This window comes from Clostridium sp. UBA3061 (assembly GCF_002367465.1).
Lineage (GTDB): Bacteria > Bacillota > Clostridia > Clostridiales > Clostridiaceae > Clostridium_J > Clostridium_J sulfidigenes.
The window spans coordinates 62,214-78,866 of sequence record NZ_DFCF01000014.1; the positions used below are offsets into that span (position 1 = coordinate 62,214).

Sequence of the window (16,653 nt, forward strand, 5' to 3'; positions counted from 1 at the left end):
ATTAATTTAATAAGGAGGTCAATGAATGAAGAAAACTAGAATAATGGCACTGATAATGACTGCAATAATGACAGGTACATTACTTTTAGGATGTACTAAGACTAAAGGAAATGAAGGAGAAAAACCTGGTGATAGCAATACGCCTGTGGTAGAAGAAACAGTAGAACAAAAAATAGTATATAATTTAGGTGCAGATCCTAAAACTATTGATCCACAACTAAATTCAGCAGTAGATGGTTCAACAATAATTCACAATGCTTTTGAAGGGTTAATGAGAGAGGATGAAAATTCTAAAATAGTACCAGGTACTGCTGAAAAGTATGAAGTATCTGACGATGGAACTGTATATACTTTCCATTTAAGGAAGGATGCTAAATGGTCAGATGGAAAACCGGTAGTAGCTGGGGATTTTGAATATGCATGGAAGAGAGCATTAAATCCTAAAGTGGCAGCAGAATATGCATATCAACTTTTCTATATAAAAAATGGAGCTGCATACTATAATCAGGAAAAAGTAGGAGGTAAGGTTGCTACAGCAGAGGATGTAGGTGTAAAGGTTATAGATGATAACACCTTAGAAGTAACTCTTGAATCTCCAGTTCCATATTTCTTATCATTGGCAGCTTTTCCAACTTATTTCCCAGTTAGAAAAGATATTATAGAAGGAAATGAAGAAAAGTGGACATTAAAGCCAGACACATATATATCTAATGGACCATTTAAGATGTCTGAATGGAAAGAAAAAGAAAGTATTACATTTGTAAAAAATGAAAATTATTGGGATGCTAAAAATGTAAAACTTGAAACATTAGAAGTAAAATTAATAGATGATCAAATAACTTATTTAAATGCCTTTAAGAGTGGAGAAATAGATGTAATAGAATCACCACCTCAGGCTGAAATTCCTACATTACTAGATGAGGGAACAGCAAAAATATATCCTTATTTAGGAACGTACTTCTATGTAATAAATGTATCAGACAAAGCTAAGGATGTAGACCCTAAAGCAGCTGAAGCATTAAGTAATCCTAAGTTCAGAAAAGCTTTATCACTAGCTATAGATAGGCAACTAATAGTTGATAAGGTAGCTCAAGGTGGTCAAGCACCAGCAACTAGCTATGTTCCAGCAGGTATTCTTGATTCAATAGGAAAAGAGTTTCAAAAGGATTATTCATCAAAGGGTGCAAATATTGAAGAAGCTAAGAAATTGCTAGAAGAAGCTGGATATCCAAATGGAGAAGGAGCACCAACAATAACATTTACTTTTAATACAGATCAAGGTCATCAAAATATAGCTCAAGCAGTACAAGATATGTGGAAAACAAATCTTGGAATTAATGTAGAGTTGAAAAATGAAGAGTGGGCAGTATTCCAAGATACAAGGAATAATTTCCAATATTCTATGGCTAGACATGGATGGATAGCAGATTATAATGATCCGATGACATTCTTAGATATGTGGACAACTGGTAATGGACAAAATAATGCAGGATATTCAAATAAAGAATATGATAAGTTAATAGCTCAAGCTAAAGTAGAGTTAGATGATGCTAAGAGAACAGAATTATTACACAAAGCAGAAGATATTTTAATGGATGAATCACCAATTATACCACTATACTATTATACAAATGTATTATGTATAGACAAAAATGTTAAAGGAACTTATAAATCACCATTAGGACAAATGGAATTTAGAGATGCTTATGTAGAGTAATTAAATAAATAAAAAGAACTTTAAAATCAAAATGCTATCTCAAAAGAAATTTTGAGGTAGCATTTTAAAAGTGCTTTACAAAATAAATTAATTGTGATATTATTTAAAAAAATGAAATGTAGAAAGCGTTGAAGAGAAGAAGTAAAATTAATGTATCTTTACAGAGAATTCCCCATAAGCTGAGAGGTGGAAGAGTAAGTTGATTTGAATAACATCTCTGAGCAGTGCTCCGAAAGATAACAACCAGTAGGCAGTACCGGATCTGCACCCGATATAGTGCTAGAGTATAATCAATTTGTATTAATTGACGTACTTGAAGAGATTGTTATTGTAAAGTAGCAATGAATTAAGGTGGTAACACGTGAGTAGTACTCTCGTCCTTTTATATTTATATATAGGGATGAGAGTTTTTTTATTATATATAAATAAAAAAGATAAAGTATGGGCCCATAAAACTTTATCAACTCTTTAACTTTAAACTTAAAATCTAAGGAGGAATTATTATGAAGATAGAAGGGATTGTTATTCCGAAAGGATATAAATCGAATGCCACATTAATAGAAACAGAAGTACACATAAAGAAGATAAAAGATTTTTTTGAAAGAACTTTATCAGAAAATCTTAGCTTGACTAGAGTTTCAGCTCCACTGTTTGTGGACTCTCAAAGTGGATTAAATGATAATTTAAACGGAGTTGAGAGACCGGTAGTATTTGACTTGCTGGCTACAGGAGAAAATGTTGAAATAGTACACTCCTTAGCAAAATGGAAAAGAATGAGTCTTCATAGATACAACTTCCAAGTTGGAGATGGATTATATACAGATATGAATGCTATAAGAAGAGATGAAGAACTAGACAATTTACATTCAGTTTATGTAGACCAATGGGATTGGGAAAAGGTAATAAAAAAAGAAGATAGAAATGAAGAATATTTAAAAGATATTGTAAGAAAAATCTATAAGGTATTTAAGAAAACTCAAGAATTTGTTGATAAAAATTTAATGAAGGTAGAAAATCCTTTACCAAATGAAATACATTTTATAACTACTCAGGAGCTAGAAGACATTTATCCAAACTTTACTTCTAAGGAAAGAGAAGATGAAATTTGTAGGGAGTTTGGCGCTGTATTTATAATGAAAATAGGTGGAGCGTTAAAATCGGGAGAAAAGCATGATGGTAGGAGTCCGGATTATGATGATTGGAATTTAAATGGAGATATATTATTTTGGTATCCTTTATTAGATAGGGCTGTAGAACTTTCATCAATGGGAATAAGAGTAGATGAAAAAGCCCTTGATTATCAATTAACAGTATCAGGTAATGATAACAGAAGACGTCTAGATTTTCATAAGAGATTATTAGCAGGAGAACTTCCATATACAATTGGAGGAGGAATAGGTCAATCAAGAATATGCATGTTTTTTTTAAACAAAGCTCATATTGGTGAAGTTCAAGCTACTACATGGGATGAAAAAAATATAAAAATTTGTAAGGAAAATAATATAAATTTACTTTAATTCATAAGTGGATTTGTATATTTAATTTTTATATGATGAAGAAATGAATCATAATAAATTTAATTATTAAAGTGTGTTTTAATTTAAAAAATAGTTAAAAGTGAGGCTATCTTAGAATGTTTTTTATTATTCTAAGATAGCCTCACATATTAATATGTAAATTAGTTAGATTTATACTAACAATAATTTTATATATTTAATTATTAAATTAAATATATAAAATGACAAAAAACACTAGCCATATATATGGAAGTGTGGTAATATAAATTCTATGTTAAAAGTACAGACTACCCCATATTATTTATGGGGTAATTCTTATTATACAAATGTAGAGATTAAAAGTCAATAGTAAATTAATAAAATATAAAAATAAATTGTATGGGAGAAGATAACATGAATAGTAAGTATATTTTTGTAACAGGTGGAGTAGTTTCATCCTTAGGAAAGGGTATTACAGCAGCATCTTTAGGTAGACTTTTAAAAAATAGGGGATTAAATGTTACAATACAGAAGTTTGATCCATACCTAAATGTAGATCCAGGAACAATGAGTCCATATCAACATGGAGAAGTATTTGTTACTGATGATGGTGCTGAAACTGATTTAGATTTAGGACATTACGAAAGATTTATTGACGAAAATTTGAGCAAAAGTAGCAATGTTACTACTGGTAAAATTTATTGGTCAGTCATATCTAAAGAAAGAAGAGGAGAGTATTTAGGTGGAACTGTTCAAGTAATACCTCATATAACTAATGAGATAAAAGAAAGAATATGTAGGGTAACAAAGGAAAAGGCAGTAGATGTGGTAATAACTGAAATTGGTGGTACTGTAGGAGATATTGAATCCTTACCATTTTTGGAAGCTATAAGACAAATTCAGTATGAAGTAGGTAAGGAAAATGTGTGTTTTATACATGTGACTTTAGTACCTTATCTAGGAAAAGCTGGTGAATTAAAAACAAAGCCAACTCAACATTCGGTTAAAGAATTAAGAAGTATAGGAATTCAACCAGACCTAATAGTTTGTAGAGCTGAAAAGGAAATATCAGATGAATTGAAGGTAAAAATAGGTTTGTTTTGTAATTTAGAAGGTAAAAATGTAATACAAAATCTAGATGCAGAGCACTTATATGAAGTACCTTTAATGTTACATAAGGAAGGTCTAGATAGGTTAGTATGTGAAAGATTAAATTTAGAATGTACGGATATTGATAATTCACAATGGATTAATATGGTTAATAAAATTAAAAATTTAAATGAGAAAATTAAGATTGCTTTAGTTGGTAAATATGTAGAACTACATGATGCGTATATCTCTGTAGTTGAGGCTTTAAGTCATGGTGGATATGCTAATGATTGCATAATAGAAATGAAATGGATAAATGCAGAAGAGGTAGCAAGATATAATTCGGATGAAATTTTTTCTGATGTGAATGGGATATTAGTACCAGGGGGATTTGGAGATAGAGGAATAGAAGGCAAGATTGAAGCTATAAGGTGGGCAAGGGAGAATAAAAAACCTTTATTTGGGATATGTTTAGGTATGCAATGTTCAGTTATAGAATTTGCTAGAAATGTACTTGAATATGTAGGAGCTAATAGCTCTGAGATTGACCCAAATACAAAATATCCAGTAATAGATTTAATGGCAGATCAACAAGAAATTGAAAACTTAGGTGGTACTATGAGACTTGGTTTATATCCATGTAAACTAGACAAAAATTCAATAGTGGCTAGTGAATATGATGAAATATTGGTAAATGAAAGACATAGACATAGGTATGAATTTAATAATAAGTTTAGAGAAGAATTAGTAGAGAAAGGTATGAATATTACTGGGACAAGCCCCGATGATAGATTGGTAGAAATTGTTGAAATAAAAGATCATCCGTGGTATGTATCAGTGCAATTTCATCCAGAATTGAAATCAAGACCTAATAATCCTCATCCTTTATTCAAAGGATTTATAAGAGCTGCAATTAGAGATAAGGAAAGTAAATAATATAAATAATATAAGAAGCATTTTTCTAGAATATTAACTGATATCTATAAATTTGATAGCAGTTCAATAGAAAGATGCCTTTTATTATTTATTTAAAGAGCTTTAATAAGTATAAAACCATACATATACAAGCATAATAGGATTATGATTTATTTGTTACTATTCAATTGAGAATAATTATCAAAAACTATTGACAATACCGTGAAGATCCGATATTATTTAATTGAGAATAATTTTCAATTAAGGAGGATGTGTTATGAAAATAGTTTATTGGTCAGGTACAGGTAATACAGAGAAAATGGCAGAATTAATTGCTAAAGGAATCAGAGAAGAAGGAAAAAATGCAGAAGTAATCAATGTTGCTAATGCTAACAGTAGCATCTTTGATGATGAAAATGTAATAGTATTAGGATGCCCATCTATGGGAGATGAAGTATTAGAAGAATCTGAGTTTGAACCTTTTATTGAAGAGATATCTTCAAAAATATCTAAAAAGAAAGTTGTTTTATTTGGATCCTATGGTTGGGGAGATGGAAAGTGGATGAGAGATTGGGAAGATAGAATGCTTTCTTATGGATGTGAAATAAAAGAGGACTGTTTAATAATTTGTGGTGAACCAGAAGATGAAGATGAATGTATAAATTTTGGTAGAAAAATAACACTTTTATAGGTAGGTAATGAAAATGACATGTTTAGAATTTTATAATAAGTTAGAATCTATGAATGGTGAAGAATATATTAAAAACTTTTTAATTTATAATACTTCATTGGTGATTGCAAAGGTTAAACCAGCTGCTACTATTACTTTTAAAAAATATAATAGAAATTTATATAGCAACTGGGGTTCAATGGGAAAAGCGTTTATTCAAAGTATAGGTCTTGACTTTATAGAACTAAGAGAATCTGATGATTCAATTGTAGTATTAATTTATAATCAGCGTTTACTTGAAAAATATATAGGGAAAGAAGAAAATAAAGAGTTTTTAATAGGTCTAGGCTATTCAGAAAATGGAACTATTATAGAATATTTAAATGTGTTAAAAAATAGATATAAAGAATTTAACTGTCCACATGAATTAGGTATTTTTTTAGGAATACCAATTAATGACGTGAAAGATTTTATTAACTGTAATGATAAGAAGTGTTTATTGTGTGGATATTGGAAAGTGTATAATGACTGTATTTCAGCTCAAAGAATTTTTCAATCTTATGATCAGGTTAAGGAATATACAGTAAATTCTATATTTAAAGGAATTGAAGGAAGTACTTTAGTGCAAAGTATAGAAAATAATTTTAGTTTTTATGGGTAAGGCAAAAGTAGCGATGAATAAAAAAACAGAGTGTGTAAACTCTGTTTTTTTATTTAAATGTTTAAGCAAGGCCTAGAATTCGAACTAGAGTTGTTATCGTAAAACAAATTACAATACCTGTTATGGTAGGAATTGCAAAGGAAATGGCGGTCCATTTAAAGCTTTGAGTTTCCTTTTTTATAGTTAAACAAGTTGTACTACATGGCCAGTGCATTAAAGAAAATAACATTACATTTAATGCTGTGAGCCATGTCCAACCATTTGAAGTTAGAAGTTGTCTTAGTTGAATTAAACTATCAAATTCCAATAAACTTCCAGTGGCTGTATAACTCATAATAATAATAGGAATTACAATTTCATTAGCAGGAAAACCAAGTATAAATGCCATTAATATATAACCATCTAAGCCTATTAAATTGGCGAAGGGATTTAAAAAATTAGCACAATGAGCTAGTAGACTAAAGTTTCCAATTGTAATATTAGCCATTATCCAAATAACTAATCCAGCAGGTGCTGCTACAACAACTGCTCTACCTAAAACGAATAGAGTTCTATCCAATATAGAGCGGATTATTATTTTCCCCACTTGTGGTTTTCTATAAGGGGGAAGTTCTAGAGTAAAGGATGATGGTACTCCTTTAAGTATAGTTTTAGATAGAATTTTGGATATCATTAGGGTCATAAATACTCCTAATAGGATTACACATGTTAGAATTAATGAAGATATAATAGATTGTGATGGTCCAACAAAAGTGCCAGCAAAGAACATGGTGATTATAGCAATTAAAGTTGGAAAACGTCCATTACAAGGTACAAAATTATTTGTAATAATTGCAATTAGCCTTTCTCGAGGGGAGTCTATAATTCTGCATCCAATTATTCCTGCTGCATTACAGCCAAATCCCATGCACATAGTAAGAGCTTGTTTTCCGCATGCACAGCTTTTTTTAAAGAAGTTATCTAAATTAAACGCTATTCTAGGTAAATATCCTAAATCTTCAAGAAGTGTGAATAATGGGAAAAAAATAGCCATTGGAGGAAGCATTACAGCAATAACCCAGGCTAAGGTTCTGTAAATTCCTTTTATTAGAACACCTTCTAGCCACCAGGGTGCACCTAAACCTAGTAAAAATACACTAAGTCTATCTTCAATCCAGAAGAGTGAAGTAGATAAAAGGGATGAAGGGTAATTAGCACCTGTAATTGTTATCCAAAAAACAACACATAAAAGTAAAATCATTATAGGTATTCCATATATTTTAGATGTAAGAATTCTATCAATTTTTCTATCAGTAATATTATATTTATAATTCTCTTTTGTAACCACTTTCATGCTGATTTTTTCGGCTTTACTTACTAAAGTAGTTACTAATATATCCCTAAAATGTTCTCCCGTTATGTTATAAGTAGTTAAAAGATTAGTTGCTTCTATTATCTTTATTTTAATTATTTCATTATTTAGCATGTTAATATTTAAATATTTATTCAAGGATTGAATTAGACTAGGGTCATTTTCTAATAATTTTAAAGAAATCCATCTAGGGTTAATTTTAGAAGCTATATTTTTTAGAGCTATTTTTACTTCTGGTTCTATTAGTGAGATAGAATCTTCTAAAACTTTATCATACTTAATTTTAATAGGATTTATAGGCACTTCATTATTTGTGAGATTATATACTATATCCATTAATTCTTTAAGACCATATCCTGTGGTAGCGCTAGTACCTACAGTAGGAACACCGAGAAGTAAGGAAAGTTTTGTTAAGTCTACATTAATTCCTTTTCTTTTAGCTTCATCTAGTAGGTTTACACATATTACTACATTGTTAGTTATTTCTATAGTTTGAAGTGCTAAGTTTAAGTTTCTTTCTAGACAAGTAGCATCAAGGATAACTATAGTGGCATCAGGATTACCGAAACAGATAAAGTCTCTAGCAACCTCTTCTTCTACAGAGTTAGCCATAAGAGAGTAGGTTCCAGGTATATCAACTAGTATAAAGGATTTATCCTTGTGAGTATATCTTCCTTGTGCATTGGATACTGTCTTTCCAGGCCAATTTCCAGTGTGTTGGTTAAGTCCAGTTAAGCTATTAAAAATTGTGCTCTTGCCTACATTGGGATTACCAGCTAGAGCAATTATTTTATCTGAGGGGGAAGCACGATCTATATTAAGTTCTTTTTCTAAAGCGCTAACTCCGGTAGATTGATTAGTTAATCCCATTAAAAAACCTCCTATAATAAATTATTGTATTATTTAATCTTATATAATTATGAAAAGTTTAGGGTAAGCATAGATTGTGTTACATAATGTCTAGTAATAGGCTTCAGATGAAGTTACTATTCTATCTGAAGCCTATAATGTTTTGCAAATAAGAATAAAACTAATATATTTTTATTCTTATAATGAAATGCTTTAGTAGGCTTACCACATTAAAGTGCTTCAACTAATATGTTAGAAGCATCTTCTTTACGAATTGCAATTACTGCTCCACGAATTAAATAAGCTACAGGATCACCAGAAGGACTTTGATTAAGAACTTCTATTTCTGTATTGGATATAAGTCCAAGATCAAGCATTCTGCGTCTTATAGATCCACTAGAGGTAAGAGTTTTTACTTTGCATTTTTTGCCCATAGATAAATCTGTTAAGGGTAATATTCTAGATGACTCTATATAAACATTTGAATTTTTATTCATACTGTTAATCTCCTTTTAAACTTTTTGTATTTATAATTAATTAAGTAAGTTATAGTACTTCTAATTATTTTTAATTAATCATATATTTAACTAGTTAGAGTAGGGAAAAAATCTTTCCCTACTCTAACATATGATTATTTATATATTCATGATACTATTTTAAAAATACTATTTTAAAAATAAAGTAGAAATATTTAATAGTTTTTAATTATTTATATTTTAGTGTTTATAATCTAAATAAATATGTAATAGAAATGGAAGGTTGAAAATTTGTTAAGGAACAAAATATAATTTATAGAATATGGAGGATAAAGTAAGTGGATAAAAAATTTTATACAGTTAGAGCATATGAACAGAAGCTATTTGATGATAGATTAATCACTGCATCCATGGAAGATTATGTAGAGATGCTTTATAGATGCACTATGGAAGGGGAGGATTATATAAGACTTAATAAGCTGTCTGCAATGCTAAATGTTAGGGATTCTTCAGCCTCCAAGATGATGCAGAAGCTCGGTAAGCTAGGTTTGATTGATTATGAAAAGTATGGAATTATAAGACTTACTGCTCTTGGTATAAAGGTAGGTAAATATCTTTTATGCAGACATAATACAATAGAAAAGTTTTTGAAATTTTTAGGCTCTGATAGTGATATACTCATAGAAACAGAGTTAATTGAGCATGTGGTAGGTAGTGATACTGTAGAGAATTTAAATATATTTAATTGCTTTATAGAAGATAATAAAAATATTTTAGATGAGTATAGAACATTTAGAGAAAAGTACTATAAGAATGAAGATATTGAGGAAATATAAAAAAGCTACCTAAACGCTATAGCTTTAAGGTAGCTTTGTAAAGTTTATCTAATTTTATATTTTAAGATTTAGGAAGTTTAATTATTACCTTAAATAAGTCTCCGTCACATTTCACTTTAAGAGTACCTTTATGGAGTTCTACTATAGTTTTAGAAATAGCAAGGCCTAAACCAGAACCATCTATTGTAGAATTTCTAGATTTATCGCCTCTAACAAATCGTTCAAGAATATCATCTTCATTAAAATCTAAATCATATTTTGATATATTTTTTACTATTATCTCACATTCTTTTTCACATTCAATAACTTCAAGATAAATTCTAGAGTTTTCAAGTGAATATTTTATAGCATTGCATATTAAGTTATCCATAACTCTTGAAATTCTAGCACCATCTAGGTGTAGGTGACAATCTTTATTTCCAATTACTTTAAAGGTAAGACTCTTATTTTCACCTAAAAAGCTTAGTTCTCCTAGACTCTGATGAATTAGTTCTACAATATCTACATCGCTTTTATTTAAAATAATTTGTCCAGAGTTCATTTTTGACATTTCAAATAAGTCTTCAACAAGCTTTTTAAGTTTAGTTGATTTATTATCTAGAATGGTAACATAATCCTTTATTTCGCTTTTATCAAGGGATTCATCTTTAAGTATATCTACATAATTTACTATGGAAGTTAATGGGGTTTTTAAATCGTGGGATACATTAGTTATAAGTTCAGTTTTTAACTTCTCACTTCGAATTCCTTCTTCAACTTTCTTGTTATAGCTTACCTTTAAATTGTTTATTTCCATTGCTAAGTTGGATAAATTACCAAGATTTTTAGCATTTATATCTACATCCATATCTCCATCTTCAATTTTTTTAAGATATTTGATTAAATTATTCTTATTATTTATGCTCTCTAAATATCTAACACATGTACTTGCTATAATTATAAAAAAAGTTGATTTTATAAGGAAACTATTAAGATTCCTGTTGAAGTAAAAAAAGTAATCATTAGAATTAAACACATAGGATAGTGGAAAATACATTACCCAAAATATAAAAAGTCCTAATAGTGTAGTATCGAAAAATAAGTTTTTAAATACATCCTTAATACTTACAAAAAAAATATTAATAGATTTTATTAGCCTAAAAATAAGTAAATTGTTAAAATTACGTATATATTTTTTTATTCCAAAAATTTTAATACAGAAAAATTGTTTAGTTAACAAAATCATAAATATAATTAATAGAGGAATAGAAAAATAAAATCTAAGTCTTATGAAGTTTGCCATACTACTATATTTAGCACCACGAATAAAGTAAAGTTCCTCTAATTCAGCATTAGGAGAGGTATATGCACCATTGTAGTAACCTCTTGGAGCTGAATAATGGGATAAATTATTAGAACTATAAACTACCACATCATCTTCTTTAGATAATTTTATTAATGCATCTTTAGGTGGAAGTTCATTGAATGGATAATCTGAAAACCAATTTCTATTAGAAAACCACCTATTATTAGTTTTATCAATCAGTAAAACTCCAATATCACCAATAAGAGAAGTTTCTAAGGAGTTTTGTATAACTTTTGCATCATTATCAGTTTTACAATAGAGAATTTTTGAAAATCCTTCTGTAACACTTAGTAAATTTTCTCTGAAATTGATGACATCATTTTGTAACATCTCATTCTTAAAAGTTTTTTCGTTAATAATAGCAGTTCCATAAAAACTATATCTATTGGTATAATTATCATAATCAGATAGAGTTATTTGAAGAAATTTTGGAAGAACAGTTATACCTATAATAAAAACTATCAGTATTTCAATTAAATTTATATTTTCGTTAGAGGCATTAATCCATTTTTTAATTAATTTTTTAATAGTAGAAGTCAAGGTTTAACCCTCCTTTAACTAGGATTTTCAATTTTATATCCAACTCCCCAGACAACTTTTATATATTCTGGATCTTTAGAATTAATTTCAATTTTTTCACGCATTCTTCTAATGTGAACAGTTACTGTATTCTCGCTATGGTAAAATGGAGCTTTCCATACATTTTCATATATTTCTTTTATAGAAAAAACTTTACCGTTATTAGAAGCTAGTAATAGTAATATTCCATATTCTGTAGCTGTCAGTTTTACAGGCTCATCCCTTAGGGTTACAGATTTTAGGGTTGTATCAATAATTAAGTCTTTAATTATAATTTTATCTTTTAAATTTACATTTTCTATATCAAGAGGTTTTTCATATCTTCTTAGTTGAGATTTAACCCTAGCTATAAGTTCAAGATGATTAAAAGGTTTAGTTATATAATCATCAGCACCACTATTTAATCCAATAATCTTATCAAGATTTTCAGATTTAGCAGACAGAATTATTATAGGTATATTTCTATTTTCTCTAATTCTTAAACATGTCTTTATACCATCAAGTTTTGGCATCATTACATCTAATAATATTAAATGAATCTTTTCTTCTTCTAAAATTTGAAGAGCTTCAATTCCATCGTAAGCCTTTAACACGTTTAAGCCTTCACGCTTTAAATATATTTCTATAGCATTACATATTTCAACTTCATCATCTACTACTAAAATATTGAAATTTGACATACTATTGAGCACCACCTTTTATTTTTAAACATTTTTTATGATTTACAATTAATATTTTACAACATAAATACACAAAAAGTATTAAAACTTTATTACTAATTATAATAACTATAATTTTAACTAAAAAAAGAATAACTCATAGATAATTTTAACTTAATAAATTATCTATAAGTTACATTGAAGTTGATAATAAAAACATATATATGAGATTAAATTTATATAGTGATATTTAATAATTATATAGCCCAATTACCATTTACAAATATAGGGGATTTTGAACCATCAAAGCCAATTCCAGTAATATTTAAATCAGAGGTTCCTATCATGAAGTCAACATGAGTCAAAGAGTCATTGCCGCCTAGAGCTAACACTTCTTCAGTAGTTTTGTTTGATCCATCTTTCACACATAAGTTATATGCTTTACCTAAGGCTAAGTGACATGAAGCATTTTCGTCATATAGAGTGTTAAAGAAAACTATATTGGAATTTGAAATAGGAGAGTTAAATGGAACTAAAGCAACTTCTCCAAGGAAATGAGATCCTTCATCAGTTTCAATTAATGACTTTAAGGACTCATAGCCTTCTTTAGCTTCAAAATCAACAACTCTACCATCTTTAAAGGTAAGAGAGAAGTTATTAATTAGGTTGCCACCATAGTTTAGAGGTTTTGAGCTAAAGACCTTACCATTAACTCCTGTTTTCTTTGGCATTGAAAAGATTTCTTCTGTAGGCATATTTGCAATAAATTCTATTCCCTCTGGAGTGTATTCTGCACCACCTATCCATAGGTGATTATCCACAAGCTCTAAATTTAAGTCTGTACCTAGAGAGTTGGTGTAGTGAAGATATTTAAAATTTTTCTCATTAAGGTAGTTTATTTTTTTAATTAAATTTTTCTTGTGATCCTCCCAAGCTTTAACTGGATTTTCTTGATCCACACGTACTATATTAAATATGTTTCCCCATAGTTTATTTATTGCTTCATCCTCAGAAAGATTAGGGAATACTTTAGTTGCCCAACCTTTAGTTGGTAGAGCTATTATAGACCAAGAATTTTTATTACTCATAAGTCTTTCGCTAAATTCTCTTGTAGCTATGCTAGAGGATTTTTGTGAAGCTACAATTTTTTTAGGATCTACATCTTTTAGTAGTTCAGGATTTGATGCACTTATACTTAAAAAGCAAGCTCCATCTTTAGCATAGGTGAGCATGGATTCTTTCATCCAATCTGGATATGATTCAAAAACATCTATAGGGGAGTTGAGATATTTGAGTTTAGCACATTCTTCATCACTCCAATGAACAACAACTTCTTTTGCGCCAATTTTATAGGCCTCGTCAACAATCATTCTCGTGAAATTAACGCATTCTACAGGTGATTTTATAACAAGAATTTGATTAGGTTGTACGTTTACACCGATTGATACACTAAGTTTTGCATATTTTTTTAATAACTCATCATTTATTTTCATATACTCAGATCATCTCCTTAATAATTGCGTAATAATTTTAAATTATTCTAATAAAGTAAATTATTAATCATTTTTATTATATATGTAAAACTATTAAATTTCTATACAAAATTATTTTATAGTATAGGTTTTTATGTTAAAAAGATATTATAAATATAATTTTGAAATATTTACATTTATTTTTCATAATTATTATAAATCACTAAAAATCAGCATAAAAATAAGTATAACATATTTTAGGAGGATATATGGATAAATTAATTTATTTAAATCATCTTGCAAAAGTATTTTCTAATAATTTTCATTTAGAAATAAATAAGAGCCTAATGAATAAAAGGATAGATATTTATGGAATTTGGAATATGAAATTTGGAAGAAGCTTTATTTCTGAAAATAAAATAATTGATGAATATGAGTGTAATGAACATTGTTTGGTAGTCAGTGAAGATAGAGTTGATGAGGAATTTTTAGATGATTTTATAAATTATCTTAAGAAATGCACGGTAAGTATAGTTAATCCACACAAGAATCATAAAACTACCTACATAACTGGAATACTTGTGACTAAAAACATAAATGATGAAGATATTATGAGAAAAATTAAAAGATTTAATTATACTAAGAATTATAGAATGAGTTTTTATGGATGGAGTATTTTAAGGCTTATTGTAGTAGATTTGAATAACGGTGAAATATATCATAATAAAATATCTAAAGATATAATTGACAGTTTATCCTTTGATAAGGTTAATATAAATTAATCTATAATCGGCATTTTCTTTGTTTAATATAACTTAGTTAAAAATAAGGTTTATAATTTTATGACCTTGTTTTAAATATAAAGGGGGTTTTGGTATGAATTCATTAGCTTTATTATTAATTTGCATAGCTATATTCATTGTAGCCTATGTGACTTATGGAGCCTTTCTTGCTAAAAAATTTGGGATTGATCCCAAAAGAAAAACTCCAGCACATACACTAAGGGATGATGTAGACTATTGTCCAACAAATTCAAAGGTATTACTTGGACACCATTTTTCATCTATAGCTGGAGCAGGTCCAATCACAGGACCTATCCAAGCGGCTATATTTGGATGGTTACCTGTATTATTGTGGATAATCATAGGAAGTATCTTTATAGGCGGAGTTCATGATTTTGGATCATTAGTTGCATCTGTAAGGCATGATGGGAAAACAATAGGTGAAGTTATTAAAGTAAACATTGGAGAGAAAGGAAAAAAATTATTTAATATATTTGGATGGGTCACAATTGTATTGGTAGTAGCAGCTTTTACAGATATTTGTGCATCTACCTTTGCTTATGATCCTGCTATTCCAGAAAATTTGATGGGAGCTCAAGCTGGAACAGCATCTATGCTATTTATTGTATTAGCAGTGATTTTTGGATTTAGTGTGTTCAAAAAAGGTGCTAAGTTATCAGTAGCTTCAGTAATAGGGATAGTGCTATTATTATTTTGTATTTATATAGGATATATATTTCCAATTATTAAGTTGTCAAAGCTTGGATGGCAAATATTATTACTAATATATATTTTCTTAGCATCTACATTACCTGTTTGGTTATTATTACAACCAAGAGATTATTTATGCTCATTCCTACTATACGGAATCATTATAGGTGCTCTGCTTGGAATAGTAATAAAAAGACCTGCTATGGAATTAGCTGCTTTTAATGGTTTTAATATGGGTGGAAAAACTCTATTCCCATTCTTGTTTGTAACTGTTGCTTGTGGTGCTATTTCAGGTTTCCATTCTCTTGTGAGCTCAAGCACCACATCTAAACAGATTGATAGAGAAGAGCCGGATGCTAAACTTATAGGATATGGTTCTATGTTAATTGAAGGTATAGTAGCTGTTATAGCTCTCATAGCTGTAGGCTATGTAACCAAAGCAGAAGGTACACCTGCTGTTATATTTGCAAATGGTGTTGCTAATTTTATGAGTGGATTCGGAATACCTCAACAAGTAGGTATAGTGTTTGTTACTTTGTGCTTTTCAGCTTTTGCTCTTACAAGCTTAGATACAGCTACTAGGATTGGAAGATATATTTTACAAGAGTTATGTGAGGGAAAAGGTGGTAAAAAGAATATTATAAGCAAAAACATGTATGTATCAACTGGAATAACTGTTTTAGCTTCCTTTGGTTTAATCCTTTATGGATATAATAAGATATGGCCAATATTCGGATCCGCTAATCAACTTTTAGCAGCTCTTGCACTTTTAGCAATAACAGCATGGCTTACTAAGAGTGGAAAGAAAGCTTTAGTTACAATTATACCCATGGTATTAATGTTTATTGTAACATTATCTGCTTTAGGTCTATTAATTAAAGATTATATTTTCTCATCAACTCCCAATTATATATTAGGTATAATTGCACTAATACTATTTATTCTTGCTATAGTCTTAATAATAGAAGCGTATAACACATTAATACGAAATAATAATTCAAAGAAAAATGTTAATAAGACTATATTAAAGTAGTTAGCATATTTT

General features: G+C 29.0%; 13 protein-coding genes and 1 other annotated feature. Of the genes, 8 read left to right on the forward strand and 5 right to left on the reverse strand.

Going from position 1 to position 16,653, the window contains the following annotated elements; genetic code table 11:
- The first annotated feature begins 25 nt into the window (after window positions 1-25).
- The 5 genes from B2P65_RS12575 (at window position 26) to B2P65_RS12595 (ending at window position 6,548) form a co-directional block, all read left to right on the forward strand.
- Window positions 26-1,717, forward strand: coding sequence for a peptide ABC transporter substrate-binding protein (locus B2P65_RS12575; RefSeq protein ID WP_346848047.1), 1,692 nt, complete (start codon window positions 26-28; stop codon window positions 1,715-1,717).
- A gap of 119 nt (window positions 1,718-1,836) precedes the next feature.
- Window positions 1,837-2,102 (forward strand) — a binding site (T-box leader).
- Between the two features lie 124 nt (window positions 2,103-2,226).
- Window positions 2,227-3,234 carry an aspartate--ammonia ligase gene (asnA, locus tag B2P65_RS12580; protein WP_346880366.1) on the forward strand — a complete coding sequence of 336 codons (1,008 nt, stop codon included), beginning with the start codon at window positions 2,227-2,229 and terminating at the stop codon, window positions 3,232-3,234.
- A gap of 393 nt (window positions 3,235-3,627) precedes the next feature.
- Window positions 3,628-5,238, forward strand: a complete 1,611-nt coding sequence (locus tag B2P65_RS12585; protein WP_346880242.1) for a CTP synthase — start codon at window positions 3,628-3,630, stop codon at window positions 5,236-5,238.
- A 256-nt stretch (window positions 5,239-5,494) separates the two neighbouring features.
- Entirely contained in the window at window positions 5,495-5,908 is a 414-nt protein-coding gene (locus B2P65_RS12590; RefSeq protein ID WP_346880243.1) for a flavodoxin, read from the forward strand.
- Between the two features lie 13 nt (window positions 5,909-5,921).
- Window positions 5,922-6,548, forward strand: coding sequence for a DUF3793 family protein (locus B2P65_RS12595; protein WP_346848050.1), 627 nt, complete (start codon window positions 5,922-5,924; stop codon window positions 6,546-6,548).
- A gap of 61 nt (window positions 6,549-6,609) precedes the next feature.
- Here the strand turns inward: B2P65_RS12595 and feoB are convergent, their stop codons facing one another.
- Window positions 6,610-8,769, reverse strand: coding sequence for a ferrous iron transport protein B (gene feoB, locus B2P65_RS12600; protein ID WP_346877464.1), 2,160 nt, complete (start codon window positions 8,767-8,769; stop codon window positions 6,610-6,612).
- Window positions 8,770-8,978: 209 nt separating this feature from the next.
- Window positions 8,979-9,245, reverse strand: a complete 267-nt coding sequence (locus B2P65_RS12605; RefSeq protein WP_346848052.1) for a FeoA family protein — start codon at window positions 9,243-9,245, stop codon at window positions 8,979-8,981.
- Window positions 9,246-9,562: 317 nt separating this feature from the next.
- Here B2P65_RS12605 and B2P65_RS12610 point away from each other — a divergent pair, with 317 nt between their 5' ends.
- Window positions 9,563-10,060 carry a metal-dependent transcriptional regulator gene (locus tag B2P65_RS12610; protein WP_346848053.1) on the forward strand — a complete coding sequence of 166 codons (498 nt, stop codon included), beginning with the start codon at window positions 9,563-9,565 and terminating at the stop codon, window positions 10,058-10,060.
- A gap of 61 nt (window positions 10,061-10,121) precedes the next feature.
- On the opposite strand, the gene B2P65_RS12615 is transcribed toward B2P65_RS12610, so the two are convergent.
- The 3 genes from B2P65_RS12615 to B2P65_RS12625 all read right to left on the reverse strand — a co-directional run bounded on the left by B2P65_RS12615 (window position 10,122) and on the right by B2P65_RS12625 (window position 14,136).
- Complete coding sequence (locus B2P65_RS12615; protein WP_346877465.1) at window positions 10,122-11,945, reverse strand: HAMP domain-containing sensor histidine kinase; 1,824 nt, start codon at window positions 11,943-11,945, stop codon at window positions 10,122-10,124.
- A gap of 14 nt (window positions 11,946-11,959) precedes the next feature.
- Entirely contained in the window at window positions 11,960-12,664 is a 705-nt protein-coding gene (locus tag B2P65_RS12620) for a response regulator transcription factor (protein WP_346848055.1), read from the reverse strand.
- A 236-nt stretch (window positions 12,665-12,900) separates the two neighbouring features.
- Window positions 12,901-14,136 (reverse strand): aminopeptidase, encoded by a 1,236-nt coding sequence (locus B2P65_RS12625; RefSeq protein WP_346848056.1) that lies wholly within the window; start codon window positions 14,134-14,136, stop codon window positions 12,901-12,903.
- A gap of 248 nt (window positions 14,137-14,384) precedes the next feature.
- Between B2P65_RS12625 and B2P65_RS12630 the strand changes: the two genes are divergently transcribed.
- Both B2P65_RS12630 and B2P65_RS12635 read left to right on the forward strand, forming a co-directional pair.
- Window positions 14,385-14,897: a hypothetical protein gene (locus B2P65_RS12630; protein ID WP_346880244.1), complete on the forward strand. Its 513-nt coding sequence runs from the start codon at window positions 14,385-14,387 to the stop codon at window positions 14,895-14,897.
- 94 nt (window positions 14,898-14,991) lie between these two features.
- On the forward strand, window positions 14,992-16,641 hold the full coding sequence (locus B2P65_RS12635; RefSeq protein ID WP_346848058.1) for a carbon starvation protein A: 1,650 nt from the start codon (window positions 14,992-14,994) through the stop codon (window positions 16,639-16,641).
- The last annotated feature ends 12 nt before the right edge of the window (window positions 16,642-16,653 follow it).

What these genes read in the sequence shown, in the direction of transcription:
- B2P65_RS12575 (WP_346848047.1), top strand. Translation starts at nt 26, where the DNA reads ATGAAGAAAACTAGAATAATGGCACTGATAATGACTGCAATAATGACA.
- B2P65_RS12625 (WP_346848056.1), bottom strand. Translation starts at nt 14,136, where the DNA reads ATGAAAATAAATGATGAGTTATTAAAAAAATATGCAAAACTTAGTGTA.
- B2P65_RS12590 (WP_346880243.1), top strand. Translation starts at nt 5,495, where the DNA reads ATGAAAATAGTTTATTGGTCAGGTACAGGTAATACAGAGAAAATGGCA.
- B2P65_RS12605 (WP_346848052.1), bottom strand. Translation starts at nt 9,245, where the DNA reads ATGAATAAAAATTCAAATGTTTATATAGAGTCATCTAGAATATTACCC.
- feoB (WP_346877464.1), bottom strand. Translation starts at nt 8,769, where the DNA reads ATGGGATTAACTAATCAATCTACCGGAGTTAGCGCTTTAGAAAAAGAA.
- B2P65_RS12620 (WP_346848055.1), bottom strand. Translation starts at nt 12,664, where the DNA reads ATGTCAAATTTCAATATTTTAGTAGTAGATGATGAAGTTGAAATATGT.
- B2P65_RS12595 (WP_346848050.1), top strand. Translation starts at nt 5,922, where the DNA reads ATGACATGTTTAGAATTTTATAATAAGTTAGAATCTATGAATGGTGAA.
- B2P65_RS12630 (WP_346880244.1), top strand. Translation starts at nt 14,385, where the DNA reads ATGGATAAATTAATTTATTTAAATCATCTTGCAAAAGTATTTTCTAAT.
- B2P65_RS12635 (WP_346848058.1), top strand. Translation starts at nt 14,992, where the DNA reads ATGAATTCATTAGCTTTATTATTAATTTGCATAGCTATATTCATTGTA.
- B2P65_RS12585 (WP_346880242.1), top strand. Translation starts at nt 3,628, where the DNA reads ATGAATAGTAAGTATATTTTTGTAACAGGTGGAGTAGTTTCATCCTTA.